The following is a 24,762-nucleotide window of genomic DNA, read 5'->3' on the forward strand; positions in this document are numbered from 1 at the left end:
GCTTCCGGGTCAACGGGTAACACGCAGGCACACAATGAGGCCAGACAACACACAACCAACCGGCATGGTCTCGCAGACAGCGAACCTCAAACGCTTATTCACTCTGCGCACCATCGCCATCACCGGACAGGTCACCGCTGTGATCATCGCGGTCGAACTCCTCGACATCCGGCTGCCGATTCTCCCCATCAGTACAATCATCGCCGCACTTACCCTGTTCAATTTCCTGGCCTGGTATGCACTGCAGCGACAGTGGCATCGGATACAACCGGATTTCTTCAGTCACCTGCTGGTGGATGTGATCGCGCTGAGCGCCCTGCTCTACTTTTCCGGCGGCGCCAGTAATCCGTTTGTCCTGTTGTTCCTGCTGCCGCTGACCATCTCGGCGACCCTGCTCCCCGGCCGCTATACCTGGGCCCTGGCCGGCGCAACCGTGATTTGCTACACATTTCTCATGCGTTACCATGTTGACCTGACACATGCACACGGGGGCTCGAGCTCATTCGACATGCATGTCCTCGGGATGTGGCTGGGGTTTGTGCTGAGTTCCGGACTAATCGCCTACTTCGTTGTCGGCATGGGCAAGACAATGCGCCAGCAGGCTGACGACCTTGCATGTGCACGAGAACAGGCGCTACGCGACGAGCAGATGGTCGCCAGAGGCATGCTGGCGGCCACGACTGCACACGAACTGAGCACACCCCTCGCCACCGTGTCGCTCATTACGGCTGACCTACAGGAGGATTGCACCGACGCCTGCCCCCAGATACGCCAGAGACTCGCGACACTGGGCACTCAGGTTGAGCGTTGCAAGGCCGCACTATCGACCCTTTCCGCATCGGCCGGAGAGATACGTCTTGCAGGCGGCGGTCCGATGCGGGCCGACCTGTTCCTGCAGCAACTGCTCCGGGAATGGAAGCGATCACAACCGGACACCTTCGTCCACACCCACTGGGAGGACCAGTGCCGCACTGCCCCGATTATGGTCGACCGTATGCTGAACCAGGCACTGATCAACATCCTCGACAACGCTGCACAGGCATCACCCGATCAGGTGGAATGGCGGGCGCACATAGATCAGGATGAACTCATCATGGAGATTCTCGACCGGGGAGCCGGCCTCACTTCCGAGGCGAAGCAACGTGTCGGCAAGGAGCCGTTCACCACCAAACCCGAAGGCATGGGACTCGGTTTGTTCCTGGCCCATGCCGTCATCAGCAGACTCGGAGGCTATGTCACCCTGTTCAACCGTGATGGCGGCGGATTATGCACTCGCATTCAACTCCCCTGTCTGCAGCTGAACGACAGCAGCGTCTAGCCGAGGAACCGAACATGGGGCGGGAGCGACTTGCGCTGATCGATGACGACGAGGCCTTCTGCGTGGCCCTGGGACGGGCCCTGGAACGGAACGGCTTCGAAGTGGGTTGTGCGCACACACCGCAAGACGCACTGCGGCTTGTAAAGAAACTCGCGCCGACATACGCAGTCGTTGACCTGCGACTCGGCGAATTTTCGGGGCTGCCTGTGGTCGAGAAACTGTGTCGCCACGACCCGCAGATGCGGATCGTGGTACTTACCGGCTATGCAAGTATCGCGACGGCTGTCGAAGCCATCAAATTGGGAGCCATACAATATCTGACCAAACCCACCGACCCTGACGATCTGATCGCAGCGTTCGCTCAGCGCGAAGGCGACTCCGCTGTGATGCCTGCAATCACGCCGCTGCCACCACGCCGCCTTGAATGGGAATACATACAACGTGTGCTGCACGAGCACGATTACAACATCTCCGCTACCGCCCGCGCCCTGGGCATGCACCGTCGCACCCTGCAGCGCAAGCTGCAGAAATTCCCGGTTCGCGAGTAGTTCCTGCGGCGGCTGGGCCTGCCGGATCCGGGCATGCGGGCTCTCGCAACGTCAGATCCGGAATCTGCCCACCACGGCCTGCAGGTCACCCGACAGCGTATTCAGATCCTGACTCGAAGCGGCAATCTGCTCGGCCTCATCGGCGGTACGACCGACCACCTCGGTGATGTTGCTGATGTTGCAGTTGATCTCCTCGGCCACCGCGCCCTGTTCCTCGGCAGCGCTGGCGATCTGGGTGCTCATGTTGTGGATGGTGGCCACCGCGGCCTGGATCGACTGCAGTGACTGATCGGCCCGAGAGGCCTGCTCGACGCTGGATTCGGCCTGGCTGCGGCTGCGCTCCATGACCTCCACCGCTTCACGCGCGCCGCCCTGCAGACGCTCGATCATGGCCTGGATCTCCTCGGTGGATTCCTGGGTACGCTGGGCCAGGGTCCGCACCTCGTCGGCCACCACGGCAAAGCCGCGCCCCTGCTCGCCGGCCCGCGCGGCCTCGATGGCGGCATTGAGCGCCAGGAGATTGGTCTGTTCGGCAATGCCGCGGATCACGTCCAGCACGGTGCCGATGGTTTCGCTGTCGGAGTCCAGCTTGGCGATGACCGTCGCGCCCTGGCGGACATCGGCAGCCAGCGCATTGATGGCCTGGACCGTCTCGCGCACCACCTGCTGGCCGTTGCCGACCTCGCTGTCGGCATTGCTGGCCGCCTCGGCGGCGGAAACGGTGCTCTGTGCCACTTCCTGTACACTGGCCGTCATCTGGTTGATGGCCGTGGCCACCTGATCGGTTTCGCTCTGCTGCTCCTTGACGCCCTGACGGGTGTGGGATGTGATCACTGCCAGCTGCTCGGCGGCCCCGGTCAGGGTGGCGGACACGCGTGAGAACTCACCCACCATCTCGCCCAGGTGACCGCAGATCTCACGCACCGCATCGGCGATCTGACCCAGTTCGTCACGTTGAGTGACATCCACCGAGACGGTGAAATCCCCGGTCGCGATGGCCTTGAGCCGGGTGGCCAGATGCTGGGCCGGGCGGATAATCTGCGTCTGCACCCCGACAAAGAACAGGACCGCAGCAACCGCGACCACCACTGCCATCAGTCCGAGGCTGAGATGGTAGCCTTCGCGGGCAGACTCCCGGGCCGCCGTACTGGTCTGCAGGGTACGGTCCTGCAGGGTGGTGATCAGGCCAACGAGCTGAGTGGTCAACTGCTGGTCTGCCGCAGCAGTGGTCAATCCCGCCCGATCAGCATCAAATCCGTTCTGACGCAGCAGCTGCAGCGCTGCATGCTGATCGGCAACCCACTGCTCATAATCGGTCTGAAAGGCCTCGATGCGGCTCAGGATCTCGGAGTCGTCCATCTCCGTGGCCAGGATGTCGGCCTGCTCGCGCACCCGTTGCGCCAGTGCCTGATAGTCGAGCCAGTGACGTTCCAGCTCCGTGACACTGCCGGCCTGCAGCAGCAGCCGACTCCAGGCCAGCTGTTGTTCCCGATAGCTCAATTCCAGCTGCTGAGCCAGACGTTCGTGAATGAGTTCAACATCGTTGAGCTGGTGGTAACGCTCGATGGCCCCGTTGAGTTGCCCGAACCCGAAGAAACTCGCCAGCAGCAGCAGCAGGGTGCCGCCGCCGGAAATCAGTAGCAACTTGTTACGAATGCTCCCCATGAGCCAGTGCATTGTCGTTCTCCTGTCAGGCTGCGCGTGTCTGCCGCGCTCGTTCCACGAAGGGTGTCCGGTTGACCCCGATATCGGCCGACGGGCGTGAAGCTTGATGTCCGGGGCACCGGCGCGAGTGTTACAATCAGACCATGAGCCAAGCCCGAACAGGACCATGGATACCCCAGCCTGCCGCAAAGGCGTGATCCTCGATCTTGACAGCCTGCATCCCGGCGATCTGCGCCTGGATGGCCTGCTGGCCAGCCTGCCCGCGTGGGAGTTGCACGACCATACCCGACCGGATCAACTGGCGGCGCGTCTGTCCGGGCGCGATCTTGCCATTACCAACAAGTGCCCGCTGGATGCCGATGCACTCGCGGCCAGCCGGCTGCAGCTGATCTGCGTGGCCGCCACCGGGACCAACAATGTGGATCTCGAGGCCGCGCGCCGGCTCGGGATCGGGGTATGCAATGTCACCGCCTACGCCACGCCGTCCGTGGCCGAACACACCTTCGCTCTGATCCTGAGCCTGACGCGGCGGCTGAGCGAGCACCGCCGGGCGGCACGCGACACATGGTCGCAGTCGCTGCACTTCTGCGTGCTGGACTATCCGGTCGGGGAACTGGCCGGGCGAACGCTGGGCATCGTGGGCTACGGGGAACTGGGGCATGCCGTGGCGCGGCTGGGCGAGGCCTTCGGCATGCATGTACTGATCAGTGAACGTCCGGGGGCAGCGCAGCCGCGCCCCGGGCGCACGCCTTTCCCCACGGTACTGCAAACGGCGGATGTGCTTTCCCTGCACTGCCCGTTGACGCCGCATACGCAGGGACTGATCGATGCGGCAGCACTGCGGCGCATGCCGCGGCACGCCCTGCTGATCAATACCGCCCGCGGCGGCATCGTGGATGAAGACGCCCTGCTCGCAGCCCTGCAGTCAGGGCAGCTGGGCGGCGCGGCGCTGGACGTGCTGGCCAGTGAACCGCCGCCGGCACGGCATCCGCTGCTCACCGCCGACCTGCCCAACCTGATCGTCACCCCGCACGTGGCCTGGGCCGCGCGCGAGGCACGCCAGCGTCTGATCGACGAACTGCAGGCCAACATCGAGGCGTTTCAGGCGGGCGACAGCCGCAATCGGGTCATCTGACGGCTGCGAGGCGGAGGACACACGATCAGAGAAGGCTACGTAACCCGCTGCCAGGAGTTCTCGTTGAGAAATACCTCGTATTTCGCCCAACGGGCAAACTCGTCCCGGGTGCAGGTCCCGCTCTGACGCCGGTCCCTGCCCGCCACGGTCTTGTAGATCACCAGGCCCTCGCCGCCGGGGCGCTCGTCGGTATCCACCACCTGGCGTACCGACCAGTGATGGCCGTAGTCACCGTTGGAGTAGTAACTCCCGACCCGGATGGAATCGAGCGGGACGTGCCGGGTATCGGCATGCTCCCGCGCCAGGCGATAGATGGTGGCGAGGTCGTCCTCGCTGACATCGATGTAGGAACCGATACGGCCCAGGGCATAGTCCAGATCCGCAAGATCGAATTCCTCCAGGTCCGAGGCCGGCGGCACATCGCGTCCGGCCTCGGATTTGCGCTCGAACAGCTGGTACAGGCCGGGTGGATAGCGCCGCCAGTGAAATGCGGCATTCACCAGCACGGCGACGGCAAGGATGATCACGGCATTGATCAGGATGGGGGTGAGGACGTAGAGGTAGCCCAGCTCACGGATGGACTCGCCGCCGATCACGGCCACCAGCGCCGTGGCGCCGCCCGGCGGGTGGGTGGCGCGCAGGTAGTACATCACCGTGATTGCACCGCCAACCGCCAGGGATCCGGCCAGCAGCAGCGGCTCGACCTGCTGGGCGACGAATACGCCGATCACGGCCGATACGCCATGCCCGGCAAGCAGATTCCAGGGCTGGGACAGCTTGCCGTGCGGCGCGGCGAACAGCAGTACGGCCGAAGCACCCATGGAAGCAATTATCAGCGGGAAACCCTGGGCATCGGCCAGTGGCGCGGTCAGCCACATAATGCAGATGATGCCGAGAAAACCGCCCACACCGGAGATCAGTTTCTCCATGTGGCCGGTGGTATCGGCATCGATGCCCAGCACACGCGCAATTGCTTTCATCTTCAGGCCTCAGAACTTGTCGCCCGCACAAACGCCTCCCTCCGGGACCGGGAGGCGTCCGGGCAGTATAATGAATCCATCACAATATTTTATTCATCTAATATACATCAACTCTGCTGCACGAAACCAATCCGACCCGACCATGACCCCAGCCCGTTATCACCGCATCCTCGAGGTGCTCAAGCGCCGCCAGCCCGACCTGACCCTGATCCTGGAAGGCGTGCATAAACCCCACAATCTGTCTGCAATCCAGCGTACGGCCGATGCTGTGGGGGTGCTGGACATGCATGCCGTCAGTCCCGACCGACCTTATCGCAGCCGTAAGGGCACGGCCATGGGCAGTCAGAAATGGGTCCGGATCCACAACCATGCCGCCACCGCCGATGCGGTCGATGCCCTGCAGGCGCGCGGCTTCCAGGTGGTCGCCGCTCACCTGTCGGAGCGCGCCCGCGACTTCCGCCGGATCGACTACAGCAGACCGACCGCGATCCTCATGGGAACGGAAAAATACGGCGTCAGCGACCAGGCCCTGGCGCTGGCGGATGCCGAGATCACCATCCCCATGGCGGGTATGGTCGCGTCGCTGAATGTCTCCGTGGCCGCGGCAGTGATACTCTATGAGGCACAGCGCCAGCGCGAACAGGCGGGCTGCTATGACACACCCCGCCTTGATCCGGAACTGCGGGCACGGCTGCTGTTCCGCTGGGGGTATCCACGCCTGGCGCAGCGCTATGACGGCCTGGGACTGCCCTACCCGCGCATCGGCGACGATGGCGTCCTGCTGGATCCTGTTCCGGAACAGGTCAGGCGCACCCTTACCCCACAGGCAGACAAAAATTAAGGAGCAACATGGAAGCCATCAACGAGTTCACCTTCTGGTCACTGCTGCTGATCGCACTGCTGCTCGGTCTGGTAAGCGGCTTCCTGGTGAGTTATCTGTGGCTGAATCAGGACTCCCGGGCCCGCAACCTCCAGGCCGAACTTGAGCGCAGCCGCGAGGAACTCGACCAGTACAAGCAGAAGGTCAACCAGCATTTCCAGAAGACCGCGGAACTGTTCGAGGACATGACCGAACGCTACCGCGAGGTCTATCGGCATCTGGCCGCCAGTTCACAGGATCTGTGCGGAGAGCAGCCGCCCGCGCTGCAGAACCCCGACACCCGGCCCCGCCTGGCCGAACGTGGCGACAGCGGCGCGGCCACCGCCGGGAACGGCGACAACGACACTGCGGCGCAGCCCGCGCAGACACCTCGCAGCGCGGACAGTGACGACGACAATGCCATGCTGGGCGACTCGCCCTATCTCTCCGAGGCCGACCGCGCGGAACTGGACAAACAGCCGCGCGAGCGCGGCTGACCGGTACAGGGCCTCGGAATCCCGGTGTTTTCCGGCCGGCCTAAAGGCGGAAACGCGCTTGACCGATATACCTCATGACGCCACCATGAAAGTGTGCGTGTATTTGCCGTTTCGACCCAGCAACCGGGGAGGACGCCATGAGCCCGAAACGTCATACCACCTCCGTTTCATCCACCGCGCCGGCCAGGAAGCACAAGGGCAAGGTGAGTTCCAACGCACTGCGTCAGGCCGTTGCCCGGCGCCGCCTGGAAGAACGCCGCGAGGCCGAACTGCTGCGCCAGCATCTGTTCGACGTCTTCGCTGACGAATAGGGCCGCCGCGCCCCGTTCCTGTTCCCGCCCGCGGGGCTGCAACCGGCCCCGGCCTCGTTTATTATCCCGATGAAAGGGTCCGCGAAGAATTGCGGACACTCCGCACTGACGAGGACGTCGCCATGCCCCGCTGCCGCCCCCATCGCTGTTCGCTGCCGGCTCTCGCCCTGCTGTTGCTTCTTGCCGGCTGCAGTCATTTTCTCACCCGGCCCGAGGCACCCAGCGTCAGCCTGAACAACCTGCAGCTGGTCGAAGCCACCCTGTTCGAGCAACGCTATCTCCTGCACCTGCGCATCCAGAACCCGAACAACTTCGATCTGCCCATCAGCGGGATGAGCTACCGGCTGCTTCTCAACGGTCGCGAGTTCGCCACCGGCGTGAGCCGCGATCTGGAAACGCTGCCCGCCTACGGCGAGCAGGTAATCACGGTGAGCGTGGTCAGCAACCTGCTGCGCATCTACGAACAGCTGCGCAGCCCCGGCGACGGCGAGGCCTTCAGCTATGCCCTGGAAGGCAGCATCAGCCTGCAGGGCCTGCGCGCCCCGCTGCCGTTCAGCCAGCGCGGTGAACTTGCTCTCAATCCCCGCTAGCGCCGGCATGCGCATTGCCCTGCTCGCCGACACCCATGGTTACCTGGACCCGCGCATCGCCGAACGGGTTGCGCGCTGCGACCTGGCGGTGCATGCCGGTGACATCGGCAGCGCGCAGGTGCTCGATCAGCTGCGGCCGCGCTCGGGTGAAGTGGTCGCCATTCGCGGCAACAATGATATACCCGCGAAATGGCCGGCGGCTGAACGGATGCAGCTGGACAACCTGGAGTGGGAGATCACGCTGGCGCTGCCCGGCGGCGAGTTGGTGGCGGTTCACGGGCACCGGTGCCGCAGCGCGGCGCAACGCCACCAGCGACTGCGAGGCAGTTATCCGCGCGCCCGGGCCATCGTCTATGGCCACAGCCATCGCCTGGCCTGCGACGACGCGGTCGAACCCTGGGTGATCAATCCCGGGGCGGCGGGTCGCAGCCGCACTTACGGCGGACCGTCATTCATCGTGCTGATCGCCGGGCCACGGCGTTGGCGGCTGGAGCCGCAGCGCTTTCCGCCGCTGACGCGGCAGGGAGAATAATCCGGCGCAGAACGCCGGTCAGGCCGCCAGCTGTCGCGCCATTGCATCCAGTCCCTGACGCTCATGGAGGCAGGTCTCGACCAGTTCATCGAGTTGCTCCAACTCCAGCCCGAGGCGTGTCAGTACCGCTGTGGGCGGTTCGCCCTCGGCACCATCCCCCAGCCCCTCGCGCCGCAGCAGCCAGTCCACCAGATAGACCAGACCGGCATAGGCATCATGGACGCCGCTGTACATCTCGTTGTGATGTTCACGCAAGGCGGTCACCACCGGCTCCGGCATCGCCCACTCCTGCATCAGGCGAGCGCCCAACTCGGTATGGCTTGCACCGATGAGGCGGCGCTCTATCAGCACCACCGGGATGTGGGGATTGGCCGCCACCACCTTGTTGAGCAGGAAGAACTCGGACCGGTACAGGTGCCCGAGCAGCAGGAAACCGAAGTTGTGCAGCAATCCGGCCAGATAGGCCACCCCCGGTTTGAGATCGAGCCTGCGTCCGTAGCGGCTGGCGATACCCTGGGCCAGGGCCGCACCGTAGGCGGCATGGCGCCAGAAGGCCTGCAGCCCCAGCGGGCCGTCGGCGGGATTGCGGAAGGTCTTGCTGGCGGCCAGACCCAGCGCCATGTTGAGCACCGTCTCGAACCCCAGCACCCGGGTGATGGCCTGATCCAGTGTATCCACCCGCCCGGTGTAGTTGAAAAAGCCCGACCGGGCATAGCGCAGGATCTGAGCGGTGAGACTGGGATCCCCCGAAACAACCTCGACCAGATCCTGTACATCGGCTGCCGGATCATTGCGCAGCCGCAGCAGTCGGCGCGCCATGGCCGGCATGGCCGGCAGGCGATCGATGGCGGTGATGCGCTCGCGAATATCGTCGACCGGATGCAGCCCCTGCAGGGCAGGCATGCGCTCCCACTGGCCCGGCAGGGTGAATTCACGCACGTCCCGACTCTCCAGCACCGACAGGGGACGGGCGATTTCGGCACGCTGGCTGTCGCGGTGCAGTTCGGTGAAAGCCTCGCCCGTCATGCATACCAGACGGTCGTGCAGACCCGGCTCGAAACAGACCGTGGGCTGCGTGAACACCGCGGTATGCACCAGGGTTGTCAGGCCATAGGGAGCGCCGATCGGCGGCACGGAACCGCTTTCGCAGTCGGCGAAGGTGCTGGCGGCGACCGGCCGGTCCACCGGCTGCAGGTCACGCCCCAGGCATTCACGGATGGCGTGAAAGTCCAGCAGGTGATTGGCCGGGAGCACGGCCAGCACCAGACCCCGGGCATCGCTCAGCAGCACCGCGCGCACCAGGCATTGCAGTCCCAGCTGACTGCGTTCGGCCGCCTCGGCCAGGGTTTCGGTCGGGGAATGGGCATGCAGGCGGTAGGCAATGCCCCGGGTTTCCAGATAGGTCTGGATGCGGTTGGCCAGTTCCGGATTCATACCGTCCTCGCCGGCAATGGGATATACCGGGCTTAAGATAGCAGGAAACGCGGCGGGAAACCGCGTCGGGATCACAGAATTCCGGCACGGGGTGAAGAGGAGGCAACCACCCCCTCACTGCTCACCCTTCAATCTCCACCCACACCGGACAGTGATCCGAGGGCTTGTCCATGGCGCGGATATCATAGTCGATACCGGCGTCCACACAGCGCTCCATCAATGGCGGGGTGGCGAGCACGAGATCGATGCGCAGGCCACGCCGGGGATCACGCTCGAAGCCGCGGCTGCGGTAGTCGAACCAGCTGAACAGATCGTCGGTGTCCGGATGGCAGCCGCGGAAGCTGTCCACCAGTCCCCAGTCGATGAGTTTCTGGTACCACTCGCGCTCCTCGGGCAGGAAGCTGGTCTTGCCCTCGCGCAGCCAGCGTTTGGCATTGTCCGGCCCGATGCCGATATCCTGATCCAGCGGCGCGACATTCATGTCCCCCATCAGCACCAGGTTCTGTCCGGGGGAATATTCCTGCTCCAGGTACTTGAGCATGTCGGCATAGAACCGGCGTTTGGCCGGGAACTTCACGGCGTGGTCGCGATTCTCGCCCTGCGGGAAATAGGCATTGACGACCGTGATCTCGTCGCCGCCGGGCAGTGCGTAGGTGCCGCTCACCACCCGGCGCTGGGCATCCTCGCCATCGAAGGGATAACCGCAGCGGGCGGCCTTGACCGGCAGGCGCGACAGCAGGGCCACGCCATAATGACTCTTCTGGCCGTGATAATGGACCTCGTAGCCCAGTTCGCTCACGGCATCGACGGGGAAGTCCGGATCCTGGACCTTGGTCTCCTGCAGCCCGATGACAGCCGGCGCATGGATCTCGCGCAATGCCTGCAACTGGTGCATCCGCGCCCGGATGCCGTTGACATTGAAGGAAACCAGCTTGAGTTTGGCCATAAGCTTTGCCTGTTGCCTGCCGTCGGGAGCGGTCATTCTACCTGTGCCGGAGCGGGGGATACCAATCCCCGGGGCCCCCGGCGTAGAATGCCGGGCCGCGTCAGAAGTGAGGAGTGAGGAGTGAGGAGTGAGGAGTGAGGAGATACTGGAGCGGCTGCTGCAGCTGGTTGCCAGGCTGTATGCGGAAACCGAAGGATTCGAACACCACAGCGAGGATGCCCAGCTGTGGTACAACCGCGGCTATGCCAACGGCATGCTGGCCGGACTGATCGAACACGGCCACAGTGATGCCATCCGCGCTGCCGGCATCAGCCCCGACCCCGCAGACCTGGTCACCGACCAGGCCCTGCTGCCCTGGGGCAAGGCCCATACGCACGGTTACGAGGTGGGCTACCGGGAAACGCAGGAGGTAATGGGGACGGGGGCGTAGGATGGGTGGAGGCGCCGGGCGCCGCAACCCATCGCAGAGAGGCTCAATGATGGGCTGCGCTGCGCTTCCCCCATCCTACCCGCTCCTGCCCTGCCCCACAGGCAGCGCCAGCGAGGCCCCGCGCGCGCTATCGAGCTCGATCCGGGCCATCCCGGCATAGGGCACCTTGATGCGCTGCAGGGCCGCGGGCGGCAGCGCCAGCACCCGACCGATCAGGGCGCGGATGGTGCCGGCATGGGCGACGATCAGCACCGACTCACCGCGACAGCGCTCGACGCAATCGCCCCAGCCCGCATCGACGCGGGCAATGAACTCCGCCAGCGGCTCCGCACCCGGCGGCCGGCCGCCCACCGGGTCGGCGCGAAAGCGCGCCAGTTCGGCCGGGACCTCCTGCTCGAGTTCGGCGGTTGTGCGACCTTCCCAGCTGCCGAAGCCGATCTCCTTGAAACGATCCTCATAGTCGAGCGGCAGCGCGAACCGTTCGGCCAGGGCCTCGGCAAAGGCCGCACAGCGTGCCAGCGGCGAACTGATGATGCGGATCCAGGGCGGCGCCGCGCCGACCGCGGCCCACATCTGCAGCCAGCCGGTCTCGCTCAGGGGGTCGTCGCGCTGACCGCGGTAACGCCTGCCGCCCACCGGCTCGCCGTGGCGCAGCAGATCAAAGCGTGCGCCGGGTTCAGCGCCTGCACTCACGCCAACCAGTCCGCCAGGGTCAACAGCGCCAGCAGCGCCAGCCAGGCCACGCCGGCGCGGACCAGATAGCCGCGGGCGCTTTCCAGCGCCGTAGCCGGCCCGGTACCGGACTCCAGTTCCATGCTCTCCAGCGCCACCTCGGCGGCGAATTCCCGCGAATCGTCGAAGGGATCGGCCGGATCGCATTCACGCCAGGCGGCCAGGGTGGCATCGAAGTTGCCGATCAGCGCCCCGGTGGCGGCGAGCAGCCGCGCCGGCAGCCAGTCGAGCAGGGCCTGCAGCTGCCACACCGCCAGACCGAAGTCGTCCTCCTCGCCATCCTCGCGTGCCGCCAGCAGCTGAGTGAGACGATAGAGCAGCGCCCCGACCGGGCCCAGCAGGGCAAACCAGAACACCACCCCGAACAGCCGCACCAGGGCTTCCCGGATCAGGGCGCCGGCCAGGGTCTCGCCCGTCGGCGTACCGGTCAGGCCGAACGCTGCCAGCGACTCCGGTCCGGCGCCGCCGATGCCCAGGTCCGCGCCCAGCCGCCGCAGGTCGCCCAGCAGATCCCGCGGCCCCAGACACAGCAGCAGCACCGCCAGGCCGATCAGCCAGTCCAGGGGTTCCAGCAGTTCCAGCAGCAGCCAGGTGCCCAGCAACCAGGGCGCAAGCAGCGCCACCAGTCCGCCCCGGCCCAGCAGCCAGGGTTGGGTGAAGCGACTGCGGAAGGCGTCCGTGTAGGCATGGAAACGCTCCACGGGCCGCCACTGCGGCAGCTGTGGCCACAGACGCTCAAGCCCCAGTGCCAGCAGGATAATGAGAAATTTCATGACGTATCTCCCTGGGCCAGGCCGCCGGCGGGGGCGAGCAGGCCGGCCAGGTGCGACCAGTCGAAGGCCGGGCCGGGGTCGGTCTTGCGCCCCGGCGCCACATTGCAGTGACCGACGATACGCCCCGGGGTGATGGCCGGCCAGGCCGCCTGCAGGACGGCGATCACCTCGGCCAGACGCGTATATTGCGTCGTGGTGTAGGGCTGTTCGTCAGTGCCTTCCAGCTCGATGCCGATGGAATAGTCGTTGCAGGCCTCGCGCCCGCTGAAACAGCTGCTGCCGGCATGCCAGGCCCGACGGGTGAAGGGCACGAACTGGATCAACTCGCCGTCACGGCGCAGCAGCAGATGGGCCGAGACCCGCAGGTGGGCGATCTCGCGGAAATAGGGATGGACATCGGGGTCCAGTCGGTTGCAGAACAGCCGCTCGATCCAGGGCCCGCCGAAATCGCCCGGCGGCAGGCTGATACCGTGGATGACCAGCAGCGAAATGTCCTCCGGGTCGGGACGTGCGTCCTGGTTGGGGGATTCCACCCGGCGGACGTCGTCCAGCCATTCTCTGTTTGGTTGCAGTCGCAATTGCCCCTCCACCGGCGGAGAATTTTCAATGCAGTCCTGATATCCTACCGCAAACGCCGGGCCGTGAAAGGGTTCAGGTTCCCGCATCCCCTGCATCGCCTACAATCTGCCCGGACCAACACCGGATTCAAGGGAGCCAACGTGAAAGCCTTCGTATGGACATTGCTGATCGGCCTGCTCGCCACCCCCGCCCTGGCCGAGACCCGCTACGTCAGCGACCAGCTGGAGATACCCCTGCGCAGCGGCACCAGCACCCAGCACCGCATTATCCGCATGCTGGACAGCGGTACACCGCTGGAGGTGCTGGAGGTGAACGCCGACGCCGGCTACAGCCGGGTACGCGCCCCCAGCGGTGTCGAAGGCTGGGTACTGAGCCGGCTGCTGATGGACATCCCTTCGGCCCGCGACCGCCTGGCCCGGGCCGAGAAGAAACTGGCCGAACTGCAGGCCGCCGAGCGCGAGCGGCTGGAGAACCTGAGCAACCTCAAGAGCGAGAAGGGCAGCCTGGAAGGCAAACTCAGCGCCCTGCTGGAGGAGAACAGCCGACTCAAGCAGGAACTGATGGAGATCCGCCGCACCGCCTCCAGCAGCCTGGCCATCGCCGAGGAGAACAAGGAACTCAAGAACCGGATGCTGCAGATGGAACGCGAGCAGCAGCGGCTGGCGCAGGAGAACGAGGCCCTGAGCGACCGCACCAAGCGCGACTGGTTCATGGTCGGCGCCGGCGTGATCATCGTCGGCATCATACTCGGCCTGATCCTGCCGCGGATCCGGGTGAAGAAGCGCTCCAGCTGGGATACGTTGTGATTCAAGTGCTCAACGCAGAGAACGCAAAGCCCACCCTACGTCCTGTAATTCAAGTCGCGTAGGTCGGGTTAGCACCGCGTAACCCGACAAAGCCATCCCTGCCCCTTGTCGGGTTACGCCCTGCCGGGCTAACCCGACCTACTCCCTGTAATTCAAGTTCTCAACGCAAAGCTATAAACGGAATTTCAGCCGTCGCCGGTCGCGAAGCGACACGGCAATGGCGGGGTTAGCAGCAACAACTCTGCGGCCTCTGCGCGCCTTCGCGTCTCTGCGTTGAATATTTTTATCTACTCGTCCGTCACACAGCCGTGTGAAGCATCCTTGACCACCTTGATGTACTTGTACAGGGTGCCGCGGGTGGCCTTGTAAGGCGGCATGGCCCACTCGGCGCGACGCTGGTCCATCTCCGCGTCGCTGACATCCACGCTCAGGGTATTGGTCTCGGCGTCGATGGTGACCACGTCGCCATCACGGATCAGACCCAGCGGGCCGCCCTCCTGCGCCTCGGGCACGATGTGGCCGATGATGAAGCCGTGCGAGCCGCCGGAGAAGCGGCCGTCGGTGAGCAGGGCCACGTCCTTGCCCAGGCCCGCGCCCATGATGGCCGAGGTCGGGGTCAGCATTTCCGGCATGCCGGGGCCGCCCTTGGGGCCCTCGTAGCGGATCACCACCACGTCACCCTTGTCGATCTCGTTGTTCTCCAGCCCCTTGAGCATGTCCTCCTCGCAGTCATAGACCCGGGCCGGTCCGGAGAAGTGCAGCCCCTCCTTGCCGGTGATCTTGGCCACCGAGCCGCCCGGGGCCAGGTTGCCCTTGAGGATGCGGATGTGGCCGGATTCCTTGATCGGGTTGTCCAGACTGTGCACCACCTGCTGCCCCGGTTCCAGGTCGGGCAGCCCGGCCAGGTTCTCGGCAATGGTCTTGCCGGTCACAGTCAGGCAACTGCCGTCGATCAGGTCGTTGGCCAGCAGGTATTTCATCACCGCCGGGATGCCGCCGGCGTTGTGCAGGTCCTCCATCACATACTGGCCCGAGGGCTTGAGGTCGGCGATGAAGGGGATGCGGTCGGAGACCTTCTGGAAGTCGTCGATGGTCAGGTCCACGTCCACCGCGCGGGCCATGGCCAGCAGGTGCAGCACGGCATTGGTGGAGCCGCCCAGGGCCATCAGCATGACCATGGCGTTCTCGAAGGCGGCCCGGGTCATGATGTCGCGCGGCTTGATGTCACGCTCCAGCAGCACCCGCATGGCCGCGCCGGCGCGCCGGCATTCCTCGATCTTGCCGGGGTCCACCGCCGGGGTACTGGAGCTGTAGGGCAGCGACATGCCCATGGCCTCGATGGCCGAGGCCATGGTGTTGGCGGTGTACATGCCGCCGCAGGCGCCGGGGCCGGGGCAGGCGTGCTGGACGATGTCCCGGCGTTCTTCCTCCTCGATCTTGTGCGCCAGGAAGGCGCCATAGCTCTGGAAGGCGGAGACGATGTCCAGGGTCTCGCCGTGGCTGTGGCCGGGCTTGATGGTGCCGCCGTATACCATGATGGAGGGCCGGTTGAGTCGGCCCATGGCGATCAGGGCGCCGGGCATGTTCTTGTCGCAGCCGGGCAGCACGATCAGGCCGTCGTACCACTGGGCGCTGACCACGGTCTCGATGGAGTCGGCGATGATGTCGCGCGACTGCAGCGAATAGCTCATGCCCTCGGTGCCCATGGAGATGCCGTCGGACACCCCGATGGTGTTGAAGCGCATGCCGACCATCTCCGCGCCGATCACGCCCTCCTTGACCTGCGCCGCCAGGTCATTGAGGTGCATGTTGCAGGTGTTGCCCTCCCACCAGACACTGCCGATCCCGATCTGGGCCTTGTCCATATCGGCCTCGCTCAGGCCGGTGCCGTAGAGCATGGCCTGGGAGGCGCCCTGGGACTTGGGCTGGGTGATGCGGGAACTGTAGCGGTTGAGCCTGGTGCTGGTCATCGGGGTCTCCGGGTCCGTGTGGGCTGAAAGCGACTATTGTACGAAACCGGCAGGTCGCGCACACCTGCCGCGCTTTCAGATGCATATAATCTATATGTTACAGGAAATTCAATTTTTATCCGCACTGAACGCTACCTCCATCGAATACAGGCACGAAGCTTGCCTGATACGAAACACGACCCCAGACACATGCCGCCGGCCGTCCTCCTCCCGATCCATTGCGGGCGCCGGCGGCACCTTGGCAACACTTGACTGGAAGGCACCCATGCGCAAAAACCTGCCCGTAACCGGCACGGAAATCAGCTTTGCTCCCGACGCCCGGATCGTCTCCACCACCGACCTGGACAGCCGCATCACCCATGTGAACGCCACCTTCGTCGAGGTCTCCGGATTCTCCGAACAGGAGGCCCTGGGCGAGCCCCACAATCTCGTCCGTCATCCGGACATGCCGTCGGCGGCCTTCGAGAACCTGTGGTCGCACCTGAAATCCAACACCCCCTGGCTGGGCCTGGTCAAGAACCGCCGCAAGAACGGGGACTTCTACTGGGTCAGCGCCTACGTCACCCCGGTCTACGACCAGGGCCGGGTGGTGGGCTACCAGTCGGTGCGGACCCTGCCGGAGGCCGATGACCGGGACCGGGCCGAGAAGTTCTACGCCCGACTCAACCGGGGCGGCAATCCCTTTCCGGCCTGGCGGCGCATCGGCGCCCGGGGGCGCAACTTTGCCGGCATCGCCGCGCTGCAGGGGCTGACCACCCTGGGTCTGGCCGGACTGACCGGCGCCGGCGGCGCTGCCACCGGCATCATGCTGGCCGCCGGGCTGGGCGCGGGCTTTGCCCTGGCCCACGGCCTGACCCGGCGTCTGCGCCGGGTTGCCGCCGAGTCGCGGAGTTTCAGCGACAATCCGCTGGCCAACCACGTCTACGGCGGCGATCTGGACGAGGTCGCCCAACTCGCCACCGCACTCAAGACCCAACAGGCGAAGATCAACACCATCCTCGGTCGGGTCGGCGACACCGCCGGCGGCCTCTCCCACACCGCCAGTTCCACCGCCGCGGCCTCCGACCAGACCCTGAACGGCGCCCAGGCCCAGCAGGCCGAGGTCGACCAGGTGGCCTCGGCGGTCAACGAAATGGCCGCCACGGTGCAGGAGGTGGCCCGGAACACCTCGGTGACAGCGGAGGCCGCGAAAACCGCCCAGCAGGAGGTCGCCACCGGCAAACAGGTGGTCAACGCCACCGCTGCCACCATCGAGCGTCTGACCGGCGAGGTCGGCCAGGCCGCGCAGACCATGGAATCCCTGCGCAGCCAGACCGATGACATCGGCACCGTGATCGACGTCATCAGCGGCATTGCCGAGCAGACCAACCTGCTGGCGCTCAACGCCGCCATCGAGGCCGCGCGGGCCGGAGAACACGGCCGCGGCTTCGCCGTGGTGGCCGAGGAGGTGCGGGGGCTGGCCACCCGCACCCAGCAGTCCACCGGCGAGATCCAGTCCATCATCGAGCGGCTGCAGGGCGAGGCCAAGTCGGCCGCAGCGGTGATGGAGCAGGGTCAGAACACGGCGCATGAAAGTGTCGAACAGGCCCAGCAGGCCGTGGCATCGCTCAACACCATCAGCGACAACGTCGCCACCATCTCCGACATGGCCACCCAGATCGCCACCGCCGCCGAGGAACAGAGCGCAGTGGCCGATGAGATCAATCGCAACGTCACCAACATCAGCGACGGCGCCGGCCAGACGCTGGACGCCGCGCGCCAGAGCGCCTGTGACGCCACCCAGTTGGCGGAGATGGTGCACACCATGGAGAGCATGCTGAAGCAGTTCGGGGATTGAGGCAGTAGGATGGGTGAAGCGAAGCGCAACCCATCACCGGGATAACCGATGGATTGCGGCGCAAGCGCCTCCACCCATCCTACTCGACCACCCTACACTCCCCCCTGCTTCCGGCTGTCCAGCCGCCGCACGAACTCGCGCAGGATCAGGCTGTAGAGTTCGTCCTTGAGAAAGGCATCCTCCACTCCGGCCTCAAGATTGGGATTGTCGTTGACCTCGATGACATAGACGCCGCCCTCGTTCTGCTTCACGTCCACCCCGTACAGGCCGTCGCCGATCAGGTTGGCCGCCTGCAGCGCCACCGAGACCACCTCCGCGGGCGCCTCCCCCACCGGCCAGGCCTTATAGCCGCCCTCGGAGAAACGCCCGCCGGGACCGTGGTTGACGATCTGCCAGTGCTGGCGCGACATGAAATACTGGCACACGAACACCGGCGTGCGATTGAGGATGCCCACCCGCCAATCGAACTCGGTATAAAGGTATTCCTGGGCCAGGATCAACTCCGAGTCGCGGAACATGCGGGCGCATATCTGCTGCAGTTCGGCGCGATCCCCGGCCTTGAACACACCCAGCGAAAAGGAACCGTCGGGCACCTTCAACACCACCGGGTAATCGAACTGGTGCTCGACGATCTGGGCCACCCGCTTCTCGTCGCGCTTATGCAGGATGCGGGTCAGCGGCGTCGGCAGGCGGTTGGCCTGCAGCAGTTCGGCCAGGTAGACCTTGTTGGTGCAGCGCATGATGGAGACCGGATCGTCAATCACCACCATGCCCTCGCTGTCGGCCTTCTTGGCAAAGCGGAAGGTATAGTGATTGATCCGGGTGGTGTCGCGGATGAACAGGGCGTCGTACTCGGCCAGCCGGGCATAGTCCCTGCGGGTGATCAGATCCACTTCCACCCCCAGCTTCTTGCCGGCCTTGACGAACTGCTTCAGCGCCCGCGCATCCGAGGGCGGCAGCGGGTCATCCGGATTGTGCAGGATGGCCAGGTCGTAGCGGCTGGCGGCGCGCACCCGCGGCGAGCGCCAACGCCGGCTCTGGTAGCGGGTGAAGGCCGTGGCCAGCATCTCGACCTGCTCCGGGTCGAGCCGGTTCAGGGCCAGCGGCCGGATGGCCGCGATCTGCCAGCCGCCCTGGTACTGAAAGGCCACCTGCAGCAGCGGACAGGGGAAGGTCTCGAACAGCTGACGCGCCAGGTTGCGCAGCTGGCGGTGGATGCATTCGCCGAAGAAGATATCCAGGGTAAAGCTTTCGGACTCGGAGCGCTCCAGGCGTCGCAGCGTCTTCTCCACTGCATCTTCCAGATCCTCCATCTGCAGGCTGTAGATGGCACGGGCGCTCAGATCCAGCAGGGTATTCACCGCGGGCAGCACCCGGTGCCCACGCGCCTCGGCCAGCAGCGAACAGTAATAGCCCGCGCTCTGATAGCGGTAGCTGCGGCACAGGTTGATCACCTGCACCTGACGCATCTGCAGATAGCGCGGATCGGACAGGTAATCGTCCACACCGATGACCGCGGCCTCCGGCAATTCCGGATGCCAGTCCTTCAGCTGGTCAACGACGATGAGATGTTTGGCCATGATGATTCTTTATATCAAATGAGGAGTGAGGAGTAAGGAGAAAACCGGGACGGCAACAGCCATCACCCCCACTTACCCGTCATCCCGGCCTGCGCCGGGATGAGGCGTCGAAGGGGTGGTAACCACTGCTCGGGTTTTCTCCTCACGCCTCACGCCTCACGCCTCACGCCTCACTCCTCACTCCTCACTCCTCACTCCTCACCCCTCACGCCTCTTAACCATGATCGCCGCCCGCTGCACCGACTTGCCGTAACGTGCCATCCGCTCGAAATCGGATTTCAGGATCGGCATGTTGATGCAGTCCATGCGGGTCTTGCCCTTTTCGTAATCCACGTAGGGGTCGTGTACGTAAATGAAGCTTTCGTCGAACCCGGTCACCACCACCCAGTGCGGGAACTTCTCCCGGTAGATGCGGTAGGAACTGATCAGCACCAGCGGGATGCCGCCGGCCTCGAAGCCGGCCTGCAGTTCAGCCACCGACAGCGGCGCCTCGTACAGCCGGATCGGCAGGGTTTCGATCTCATCCAGGAAGTCTTCGTTGACCAGCCGGATCACCTCGCGCTTCTCCTCGCTGCGCACCGAATCCAGGAACATGGCCGCGGCCGAGGACAGATACAGGTCCACATCGAAGCCACGGTGATAGGCCGACAGCGCCAGGCCCTGCGGGCCACAGCCCCCGTGCCCCGAGGTCATGAATACGGTGGTGGACTCGCGCCAGATACGGATTTCGGTACGACGACTGAGTTCGATGGTGTCATCCAGCGACTTCATCGCCATCATCAGGGCCGCCGGGCCGCAGGTGAAATCCAGCGTCTGCTCGTAGTAGGGCACCCGCACCATGTCCGGCCGCAGGCTGGGGATCAAACGCTTTTCATAGCGCAGCGCTTCCATATGATCCTCGTAGTAGTCATCGAAGGTGCCGAAGCGGCGGTAGCCGAGACGCTCGTACAGGGCGATGGCGGCGGCATTGTCAGGCCGCACCTCCAGGCGCATGTCCACGCAGCCGCGACCGGTCGCCTCGACCTCCGCCGCCGTGAGCAGGGTCTCCGCCAGGCCGCGGCCGCGTGCCGCCGGATCCACCGCAATGGAATACAGCCGCGCCAGCGAGGTACCGGCATGGAACAGCACCAGCGCATAACCCAGCAGCTGGTCCGCATCCCCGGTCGTCACCAGGGTGGCGGCATTGGCCCGGGTGAGCATATAACGGAACTGGCGCCGCGACAGGCGGTCGCTGTCGAAACAGCGATTCTCGAGGGCGACCAGGGCGTCGATGTCCTGCAGTGTAGCGGGGCGTATCATGTCACTCGATCCGGAAGACCCTGCCGATTATCGCCTGTTCCCCGGCAACCGCCAGCAATTCTTTTCGGGCGGTAGAGCGATGGCGGTGAAAACCTCAACGCAGGGGCGCAGAGACGCAGGGATCGCGAAGGAATTCATAAAATTATAAGCACCTCTGATCTGGGAGGGGTTACCGCCGACGACAAGCCGTTCGGAGCATAATTGACTCTGCGGCCTCCGCGTCTCTGCGCCCCTGCGTTGAATGTTTCTCGACGCTTGAATCAACCCCGGCAGCGGCGGAGAATCGGAGCCATGCACACCTCCCCGCCCGACCTCATGGACATGCTCACCGCCCTGATCGGCACGCCCTCGATCAGCAGCGTGAACCCGGACTTCGACCAGGGCAACCGGCGGGTGGTGGAACTGCTGGCCAGCTGGCTGGATGACCTGGGCTTTGCGGTCGAGGTGCAGTCCCTGCCCGGGCATGCCGACAAAGCCAACCTGATCGCCCGGCTGGGCGCGGGCGAGGGCGGCCTGGTGCTGGCCGGCCATACCGACACCGTGCCCTGCGACCCGGAACTGTGGACCCACGATCCCTTCCGGCTCACCGAGGCCGACAATCGCCTGTACGGCCTCGGCACCTCGGACATGAAGTCCTTCCTCGGCCTGGCCGTGGAGGCCGCGCGTGAACTGCACACCCGAACGCTCAAGGAACCCCTGTACATCATCGCCACCGCCGACGAGGAAAGCTCCATGCTCGGCGCCCGCACCCTGGTGGAAAGCGGCCGGCCGCGGGCACGGCATGCCATCATCGGCGAACCGACCGGGCTGCGCCCGATCCGCACCCACAAGGGCATCCTGATGGAGGCCATTCGCCTGCGCGGCCGGTCCGGCCACTCCAGCGATCCGGCGCTGGGCGTGAACGCCCTGGAGGGCATGCACCGGGTACTGGGCGAGATCCTGGGGTGGCGCGAGGATCTGCAGGCGAAATACCGCAACCCGCTGTTCAAGGTCCCCGTACCCACCCTGAACCTGGGCCACATCCACGGCGGCGACAATCCCAACCGCATCTGCGGCGAATGCGAACTGCACATCGACCTGCGCCCGTTGCCCGGGATGAATCTGGATGACCTGCGCACCGAGCTGCGCAGCCGTCTGGAACGGCTGCTCGCCGACAGCCCGCTGAAGCTTGATGTCATCCCCCTGTTCGAGGGCACCCCGGCAATGGAAACCCCGGCCGATGCGCCCATCGTGCAGCTGGCCGAGCGTCTGACCGGCGCACCGGCCGAAGCGGTCGCCTTCGGCACGGAAGGCCCCTATTTCAACCAGCTCGGCACCCAGACCGTCATCCTCGGCCCCGGCGACATCGACCAGGCCCATCAGCCGGACGAGTACCTGGGTCTGGAGCGGATTGCCCCGACCCTGGACCTGCTGGAGCAGTTCATCATCAGCTGCTGCCTCGCCCCGGCGCGCTGAAAGCTTTACACTTCACGGATCAATCAGATATTTATACCGCCACACCGTGCAGCAAGGGCAAGCCGTGTCGAATAACAATCCAGACGAATGCACCTTCACCCAGGCCTTCCGCCACGCCGCCCCCTATATCCACAGTCACCGCGGCCGCACCTTCGTCATCGGCTTCGGCGGCGAGGCGGTGGCCGACGCCGGCCTCATCCACGACCTGGCCCTGCTCTACAGCCTGGGCATCCGGCTGGTGCTGGTCCACGGCGCACGCCCCCAGATCGAGGCCCATCTCAAGGCGAGCCGGACCGAGTTCCGCTACGCCCACGGCCTGCGCATCACCGACGACCAGGCCCTGGTCGCGGTCAAGCAGGCCGTGGGCAGCGTGCGGGTCGAGATCGAGGCCCGCCTGTCCATGGGGGTGGCCAACACGCCCATGTCCGGTGCCCGCATCCGGGTCACCTCCGGCAACCATGTCACCGCCCGGCCGCTGGGCGTGCGCGATGGGGTCGACTACCAGCACACCGGCGAGATCCGGCGCATCGACGGCGCCGCCATCCGCCAGGCCCTGGACGACCAGCACCTGGTGCTGCTCTCCCCGCTGGGCTACTCGCCCACCGGCGAGGTGTTCAACCTGCACGCCGAGGAGGTCGCCACCGCCGCGGCCATCGAACTGCAGGCCGACAAGCTGATCCTGATCACCGAGGACAAGGGCCTGCGCGACAGCCGCCGGCAGCCGGTGCGTCAACTCACCCCCGCCGGCGCCGGCCGCCTGCTGGAGACCCGGCGCCGGCTCGACGAGGACATGCGCCGGCATCTGGACAGCGCCGTGCAGGCCTGCAGACGCGGCGTGCGGCGCGCCCATCTGGTCCCGCGGCGGATCGAGGGCGGCCTGCTGCAGGAGCTGTTCACCCGCGACGGCGTCGGCACTTTGATCACGGCCGAGACCTATGAAGGTCTGCGGCCTGCGAGCATCAACGACGTCGGCGGCATCCTGGAACTGATCGCGCCGCTGGAAGCCGAGGGCGTCATGGTGCGGCGCTCGCGTGAGCGGCTGGAGATGGAGATCGAACGCTTCATCGTGGTCGAGCGCGACGGCATGATCATCGCATGCGCCGCCCTCTACCCCTACCCGGACGAGGCCATGGGCGAACTGGCCTGCCTGGCAGTGCATCCGGACTACCGCAGGGAGGGCCGCGGTGACCAGCTGCTGGAATCCATCGAGCACCAGGCCAAAGGGCTGGGGCTGATCACGCTGTTCGTGCTCACCACCCGCACCGCACACTGGTTCCAGGAGCGCGGTTTTCTGCAGGGCGAGGTGGCCAAGCTGCCGATGAAGCGGCGCGATCTCTACAACTTCCAGCGCAACTCCAAGGTGTTCTTCAAGGCCCTGTGAGGGCGCCGGATCTTGTAGGAAGAAAAGATTCACCACCAATGACACAAAGAACACGAAGGTAGAAGGGCAACCCCCCCTTCCCGTCATCCCCGCTCAGGCGGGGATGACGAAATGATCATGCCACTGGAAATTATGCAATGATTGTGTAACTTCGTGTCCTTTGTGGTGATTCTTTAATCTTTAACTTCGAAAAATGACGGAAACGGACAGCATTCATCTCCTGCAGATCACCGACACCCACCTCTATGCCGATCCCGGGGGCCGACTGAAGGGGGTGCGCACCGACCGCAGCCTGAGCGCGGTCATCGACCAGGTACTGGCCACCGCCCCGCCCTTCGAATTCGTGCTCAGCACCGGCGACCTGGTGCATGACGACTCCGATGCGGCCTATGACCGTTTTCGCGGCCACCTGCAACGGCTGGGCCGGCCGGTGTTCTGCCTGCCGGGCAACCACGACGAGGTGGAGAAGCTGCGCCGGCACCTCAACGACGAGACCTTTCACTGCAACCGTTCACTGCGCGTCGGCCCCTGGCTGCTGGTGTTCCTGGACTCCAGCCTGCCGGGCAGCGCCGGGGGGCACCTGGCCGAATCCGAGCTCGACGCCCTGGACCGCAGCATCCGCGGCCACGACGCCCGCCACGTGCTGATCTGCGTCCACCATCACCCGCGCCCGCTCGGCAGTGCCTGGCTGGACACCATGGTCATCGACAACGGCGACGAACTGCTGCGCCGCGCCGTGCGCCACGGCCGGGTCCGCGGTATCCTCTGCGGCCATATCCACCAGGAATACGACGCCGAGTTGCAGGGCATGCGGCTGCTGGGTTCGCCCTCCACCTGCATCCAGTTCCTGCCCGGCAGCGATGACTTCGCCCTGGATCCGGCCCCCCCGGGCTGGCGCTGGCTGCGGCTGCAGCCGGACGGCAGCATCGACACCGGCGTGGTGCGGCTGCCGGCGCCGACCGATGTACTGGACCCGGATGCGGAATATGGTTAACGCAGAGACGCGAAGGCGCAGAGGACGCAAAGAAGATCTTATAATGTTCATTATCTCATTAACTCTGCGATCTCTGCGCCTCCGCGTCTCTGCGTTGAACAAGGCGATCCG

Annotated in this window: 25 protein-coding genes; 15 read left to right on the plus strand and 10 right to left on the minus strand. The window is 65.2% G+C overall.

Translation table 11 applies throughout. The features are described from left to right. Window positions 1–34: 34 nt before the first annotated feature. Both COW1_RS09255 and COW1_RS09260 read left to right on the plus strand, forming a co-directional pair. Window positions 35–1,318, plus strand: a complete 1,284-nt coding sequence (locus COW1_RS09255) for an ATP-binding protein (protein ID WP_096365031.1) — start codon at window positions 35–37, stop codon at window positions 1,316–1,318. Between the two features lie 14 nt (window positions 1,319–1,332). Then, window positions 1,333–1,866 (plus strand): response regulator transcription factor, encoded by a 534-nt coding sequence (locus COW1_RS09260; protein ID WP_096365029.1) that lies wholly within the window; start codon window positions 1,333–1,335, stop codon window positions 1,864–1,866. Between the two features lie 51 nt (window positions 1,867–1,917). On the opposite strand, the gene COW1_RS09265 is transcribed toward COW1_RS09260, so the two are convergent. Then, the gene (locus COW1_RS09265; protein WP_201343982.1) at window positions 1,918–3,543 is read right to left on the minus strand and encodes a methyl-accepting chemotaxis protein; all 1,626 of its coding nucleotides are present in this window, start codon (window positions 3,541–3,543) and stop codon (window positions 1,918–1,920) included. A gap of 154 nt (window positions 3,544–3,697) precedes the next feature. Between COW1_RS09265 and COW1_RS09270 the strand changes: the two genes are divergently transcribed. Further along, entirely contained in the window at window positions 3,698–4,666 is a 969-nt protein-coding gene (locus COW1_RS09270) for a D-2-hydroxyacid dehydrogenase (RefSeq protein WP_096365025.1), read from the plus strand. Between the two features lie 35 nt (window positions 4,667–4,701). Here COW1_RS09270 and COW1_RS09275 read toward each other — a convergent pair whose 3' ends face one another. Further along, window positions 4,702–5,646, minus strand: coding sequence for an HPP family protein (locus COW1_RS09275; RefSeq protein WP_201343983.1), 945 nt, complete (start codon window positions 5,644–5,646; stop codon window positions 4,702–4,704). Window positions 5,647–5,788: 142 nt separating this feature from the next. Here COW1_RS09275 and trmH point away from each other — a divergent pair, with 142 nt between their 5' ends. The 5 genes from trmH to COW1_RS09300 all read left to right on the plus strand — a co-directional run bounded on the left by trmH (window position 5,789) and on the right by COW1_RS09300 (window position 8,435). Next, the gene (gene trmH / locus COW1_RS09280; protein WP_201343984.1) at window positions 5,789–6,487 is read left to right on the plus strand and encodes a tRNA (guanosine(18)-2'-O)-methyltransferase TrmH; all 699 of its coding nucleotides are present in this window, start codon (window positions 5,789–5,791) and stop codon (window positions 6,485–6,487) included. A gap of 8 nt (window positions 6,488–6,495) precedes the next feature. Next, complete coding sequence (locus tag COW1_RS09285) at window positions 6,496–7,002, plus strand: YhcB family protein (RefSeq protein WP_201343985.1); 507 nt, start codon at window positions 6,496–6,498, stop codon at window positions 7,000–7,002. Between the two features lie 137 nt (window positions 7,003–7,139). Continuing rightward, window positions 7,140–7,313: a hypothetical protein gene (locus tag COW1_RS09290; RefSeq protein ID WP_157745343.1), complete on the plus strand. Its 174-nt coding sequence runs from the start codon at window positions 7,140–7,142 to the stop codon at window positions 7,311–7,313. A gap of 122 nt (window positions 7,314–7,435) precedes the next feature. Then, entirely contained in the window at window positions 7,436–7,903 is a 468-nt protein-coding gene (locus COW1_RS09295; RefSeq protein WP_201343986.1) for an LEA type 2 family protein, read from the plus strand. A gap of 7 nt (window positions 7,904–7,910) precedes the next feature. Further along, the gene (locus COW1_RS09300) at window positions 7,911–8,435 is read left to right on the plus strand and encodes a metallophosphoesterase (protein ID WP_201343987.1); all 525 of its coding nucleotides are present in this window, start codon (window positions 7,911–7,913) and stop codon (window positions 8,433–8,435) included. A gap of 18 nt (window positions 8,436–8,453) precedes the next feature. Here COW1_RS09300 and COW1_RS09305 read toward each other — a convergent pair whose 3' ends face one another. Together COW1_RS09305 and xthA are read right to left on the minus strand one after the other, a co-directional pair. Then, window positions 8,454–9,869, minus strand: coding sequence for an HDOD domain-containing protein (locus COW1_RS09305; RefSeq protein WP_201343988.1), 1,416 nt, complete (start codon window positions 9,867–9,869; stop codon window positions 8,454–8,456). A gap of 121 nt (window positions 9,870–9,990) precedes the next feature. Further along, entirely contained in the window at window positions 9,991–10,815 is an 825-nt protein-coding gene (xthA, locus tag COW1_RS09310; protein WP_096365010.1) for an exodeoxyribonuclease III, read from the minus strand. Window positions 10,816–10,942: 127 nt separating this feature from the next. Here xthA and COW1_RS09315 point away from each other — a divergent pair, with 127 nt between their 5' ends. Beyond that, entirely contained in the window at window positions 10,943–11,245 is a 303-nt protein-coding gene (locus COW1_RS09315; protein ID WP_201343989.1) for a hypothetical protein, read from the plus strand. Window positions 11,246–11,320: 75 nt separating this feature from the next. On the opposite strand, the gene COW1_RS09320 is transcribed toward COW1_RS09315, so the two are convergent. Genes COW1_RS09320 through ampD form a run of 3 tightly spaced genes read right to left on the minus strand, consistent with a single transcriptional unit; the run spans window position 11,321 to window position 13,322 of the window. Next, window positions 11,321–11,938, minus strand: coding sequence for a histidine phosphatase family protein (locus COW1_RS09320; protein WP_231971559.1), 618 nt, complete (start codon window positions 11,936–11,938; stop codon window positions 11,321–11,323). Continuing rightward, the gene (ampE, locus tag COW1_RS17040; RefSeq protein ID WP_242466412.1) at window positions 11,935–12,750 is read right to left on the minus strand and encodes a regulatory signaling modulator protein AmpE; all 816 of its coding nucleotides are present in this window, start codon (window positions 12,748–12,750) and stop codon (window positions 11,935–11,937) included. Before ampE ends, COW1_RS09320 begins: the two co-directional genes overlap by 4 nt. Then, window positions 12,747–13,322 (minus strand): 1,6-anhydro-N-acetylmuramyl-L-alanine amidase AmpD, encoded by a 576-nt coding sequence (gene ampD / locus COW1_RS09325; RefSeq protein ID WP_096367482.1) that lies wholly within the window; start codon window positions 13,320–13,322, stop codon window positions 12,747–12,749. Before ampD ends, ampE begins: the two co-directional genes overlap by 4 nt. 147 nt (window positions 13,323–13,469) lie before the next feature. On the opposite strand from ampD, the gene COW1_RS09330 reads away from it, so the two are divergent. Beyond that, window positions 13,470–14,135: a TIGR04211 family SH3 domain-containing protein gene (locus COW1_RS09330; protein WP_157745340.1), complete on the plus strand. Its 666-nt coding sequence runs from the start codon at window positions 13,470–13,472 to the stop codon at window positions 14,133–14,135. Window positions 14,136–14,422: 287 nt separating this feature from the next. Here the strand turns inward: COW1_RS09330 and ilvD are convergent, their stop codons facing one another. After that, window positions 14,423–16,105 carry a dihydroxy-acid dehydratase gene (gene ilvD, locus COW1_RS09335; RefSeq protein WP_201343990.1) on the minus strand — a complete coding sequence of 561 codons (1,683 nt, stop codon included), beginning with the start codon at window positions 16,103–16,105 and terminating at the stop codon, window positions 14,423–14,425. A gap of 265 nt (window positions 16,106–16,370) precedes the next feature. Between ilvD and COW1_RS09340 the strand changes: the two genes are divergently transcribed. Beyond that, entirely contained in the window at window positions 16,371–17,942 is a 1,572-nt protein-coding gene (locus COW1_RS09340) for a PAS domain-containing methyl-accepting chemotaxis protein (RefSeq protein ID WP_096365000.1), read from the plus strand. Between the two features lie 92 nt (window positions 17,943–18,034). On the opposite strand, the gene COW1_RS09345 is transcribed toward COW1_RS09340, so the two are convergent. After that, complete coding sequence (locus tag COW1_RS09345) at window positions 18,035–19,522, minus strand: RimK family protein (protein WP_201343991.1); 1,488 nt, start codon at window positions 19,520–19,522, stop codon at window positions 18,035–18,037. Between the two features lie 198 nt (window positions 19,523–19,720). Next, window positions 19,721–20,821 carry a GNAT family N-acetyltransferase/peptidase C39 family protein gene (locus COW1_RS09350; protein ID WP_201343992.1) on the minus strand — a complete coding sequence of 367 codons (1,101 nt, stop codon included), beginning with the start codon at window positions 20,819–20,821 and terminating at the stop codon, window positions 19,721–19,723. Here COW1_RS09350 and COW1_RS09355 point away from each other — a divergent pair. The 4 genes from COW1_RS09355 to cpdA all read left to right on the plus strand — a co-directional run bounded on the left by COW1_RS09355 (window position 20,820) and on the right by cpdA (window position 24,651). After that, window positions 20,820–20,969: a hypothetical protein gene (locus tag COW1_RS09355; protein ID WP_201343993.1), complete on the plus strand. Its 150-nt coding sequence runs from the start codon at window positions 20,820–20,822 to the stop codon at window positions 20,967–20,969. The genes COW1_RS09350 and COW1_RS09355 overlap by 2 nt on opposite strands. A 143-nt stretch (window positions 20,970–21,112) precedes the next feature. Beyond that, window positions 21,113–22,276 (plus strand): acetylornithine deacetylase, encoded by a 1,164-nt coding sequence (gene argE / locus COW1_RS09360; protein WP_201343994.1) that lies wholly within the window; start codon window positions 21,113–21,115, stop codon window positions 22,274–22,276. Window positions 22,277–22,340: 64 nt separating this feature from the next. Then, on the plus strand, window positions 22,341–23,657 hold the full coding sequence (argA, locus tag COW1_RS09365; RefSeq protein WP_201343995.1) for an amino-acid N-acetyltransferase: 1,317 nt from the start codon (window positions 22,341–22,343) through the stop codon (window positions 23,655–23,657). Between the two features lie 193 nt (window positions 23,658–23,850). Continuing rightward, complete coding sequence (gene cpdA / locus COW1_RS09370) at window positions 23,851–24,651, plus strand: 3',5'-cyclic-AMP phosphodiesterase (RefSeq protein WP_201343996.1); 801 nt, start codon at window positions 23,851–23,853, stop codon at window positions 24,649–24,651. The last annotated feature ends 111 nt before the right edge of the window (window positions 24,652–24,762 follow it).

It is taken from the genome of Thiohalobacter sp. COW1, from assembly GCF_016629505.1.
Lineage (GTDB): Bacteria > Pseudomonadota > Gammaproteobacteria > Thiohalobacterales > Thiohalobacteraceae > Thiohalobacter > Thiohalobacter thiocyanaticus_A.

Coding starts and splice junctions, on each gene's coding strand:
- COW1_RS09255 (WP_096365031.1), top strand. CDS start 35: ATGAGGCCAGACAACACACAACCAACCGGCATGGTCTCGCAGACAGCG.
- COW1_RS09260 (WP_096365029.1), top strand. CDS start 1,333: ATGGGGCGGGAGCGACTTGCGCTGATCGATGACGACGAGGCCTTCTGC.
- COW1_RS09265 (WP_201343982.1), bottom strand. CDS start 3,543: ATGCACTGGCTCATGGGGAGCATTCGTAACAAGTTGCTACTGATTTCC.
- COW1_RS09270 (WP_096365025.1), top strand. CDS start 3,698: ATGGATACCCCAGCCTGCCGCAAAGGCGTGATCCTCGATCTTGACAGC.
- COW1_RS09275 (WP_201343983.1), bottom strand. CDS start 5,646: ATGAAAGCAATTGCGCGTGTGCTGGGCATCGATGCCGATACCACCGGC.
- trmH (WP_201343984.1), top strand. CDS start 5,789: ATGACCCCAGCCCGTTATCACCGCATCCTCGAGGTGCTCAAGCGCCGC.
- COW1_RS09285 (WP_201343985.1), top strand. CDS start 6,496: ATGGAAGCCATCAACGAGTTCACCTTCTGGTCACTGCTGCTGATCGCA.
- COW1_RS09290 (WP_157745343.1), top strand. CDS start 7,140: ATGAGCCCGAAACGTCATACCACCTCCGTTTCATCCACCGCGCCGGCC.
- COW1_RS09295 (WP_201343986.1), top strand. CDS start 7,436: ATGCCCCGCTGCCGCCCCCATCGCTGTTCGCTGCCGGCTCTCGCCCTG.
- COW1_RS09300 (WP_201343987.1), top strand. CDS start 7,911: ATGCGCATTGCCCTGCTCGCCGACACCCATGGTTACCTGGACCCGCGC.
- COW1_RS09305 (WP_201343988.1), bottom strand. CDS start 9,869: ATGAATCCGGAACTGGCCAACCGCATCCAGACCTATCTGGAAACCCGG.
- xthA (WP_096365010.1), bottom strand. CDS start 10,815: ATGGCCAAACTCAAGCTGGTTTCCTTCAATGTCAACGGCATCCGGGCG.
- ampE (WP_242466412.1), bottom strand. CDS start 12,750: ATGAAATTTCTCATTATCCTGCTGGCACTGGGGCTTGAGCGTCTGTGG.
- ilvD (WP_201343990.1), bottom strand. CDS start 16,105: ATGACCAGCACCAGGCTCAACCGCTACAGTTCCCGCATCACCCAGCCC.
- COW1_RS09340 (WP_096365000.1), top strand. CDS start 16,371: ATGCGCAAAAACCTGCCCGTAACCGGCACGGAAATCAGCTTTGCTCCC.
- COW1_RS09345 (WP_201343991.1), bottom strand. CDS start 19,522: ATGGCCAAACATCTCATCGTCGTTGACCAGCTGAAGGACTGGCATCCG.
- COW1_RS09355 (WP_201343993.1), top strand. CDS start 20,820: ATGTCACTCGATCCGGAAGACCCTGCCGATTATCGCCTGTTCCCCGGC.
- COW1_RS09350 (WP_201343992.1), bottom strand. CDS start 20,821: ATGATACGCCCCGCTACACTGCAGGACATCGACGCCCTGGTCGCCCTC.
- argE (WP_201343994.1), top strand. CDS start 21,113: ATGCACACCTCCCCGCCCGACCTCATGGACATGCTCACCGCCCTGATC.
- cpdA (WP_201343996.1), top strand. CDS start 23,851: ATGACGGAAACGGACAGCATTCATCTCCTGCAGATCACCGACACCCAC.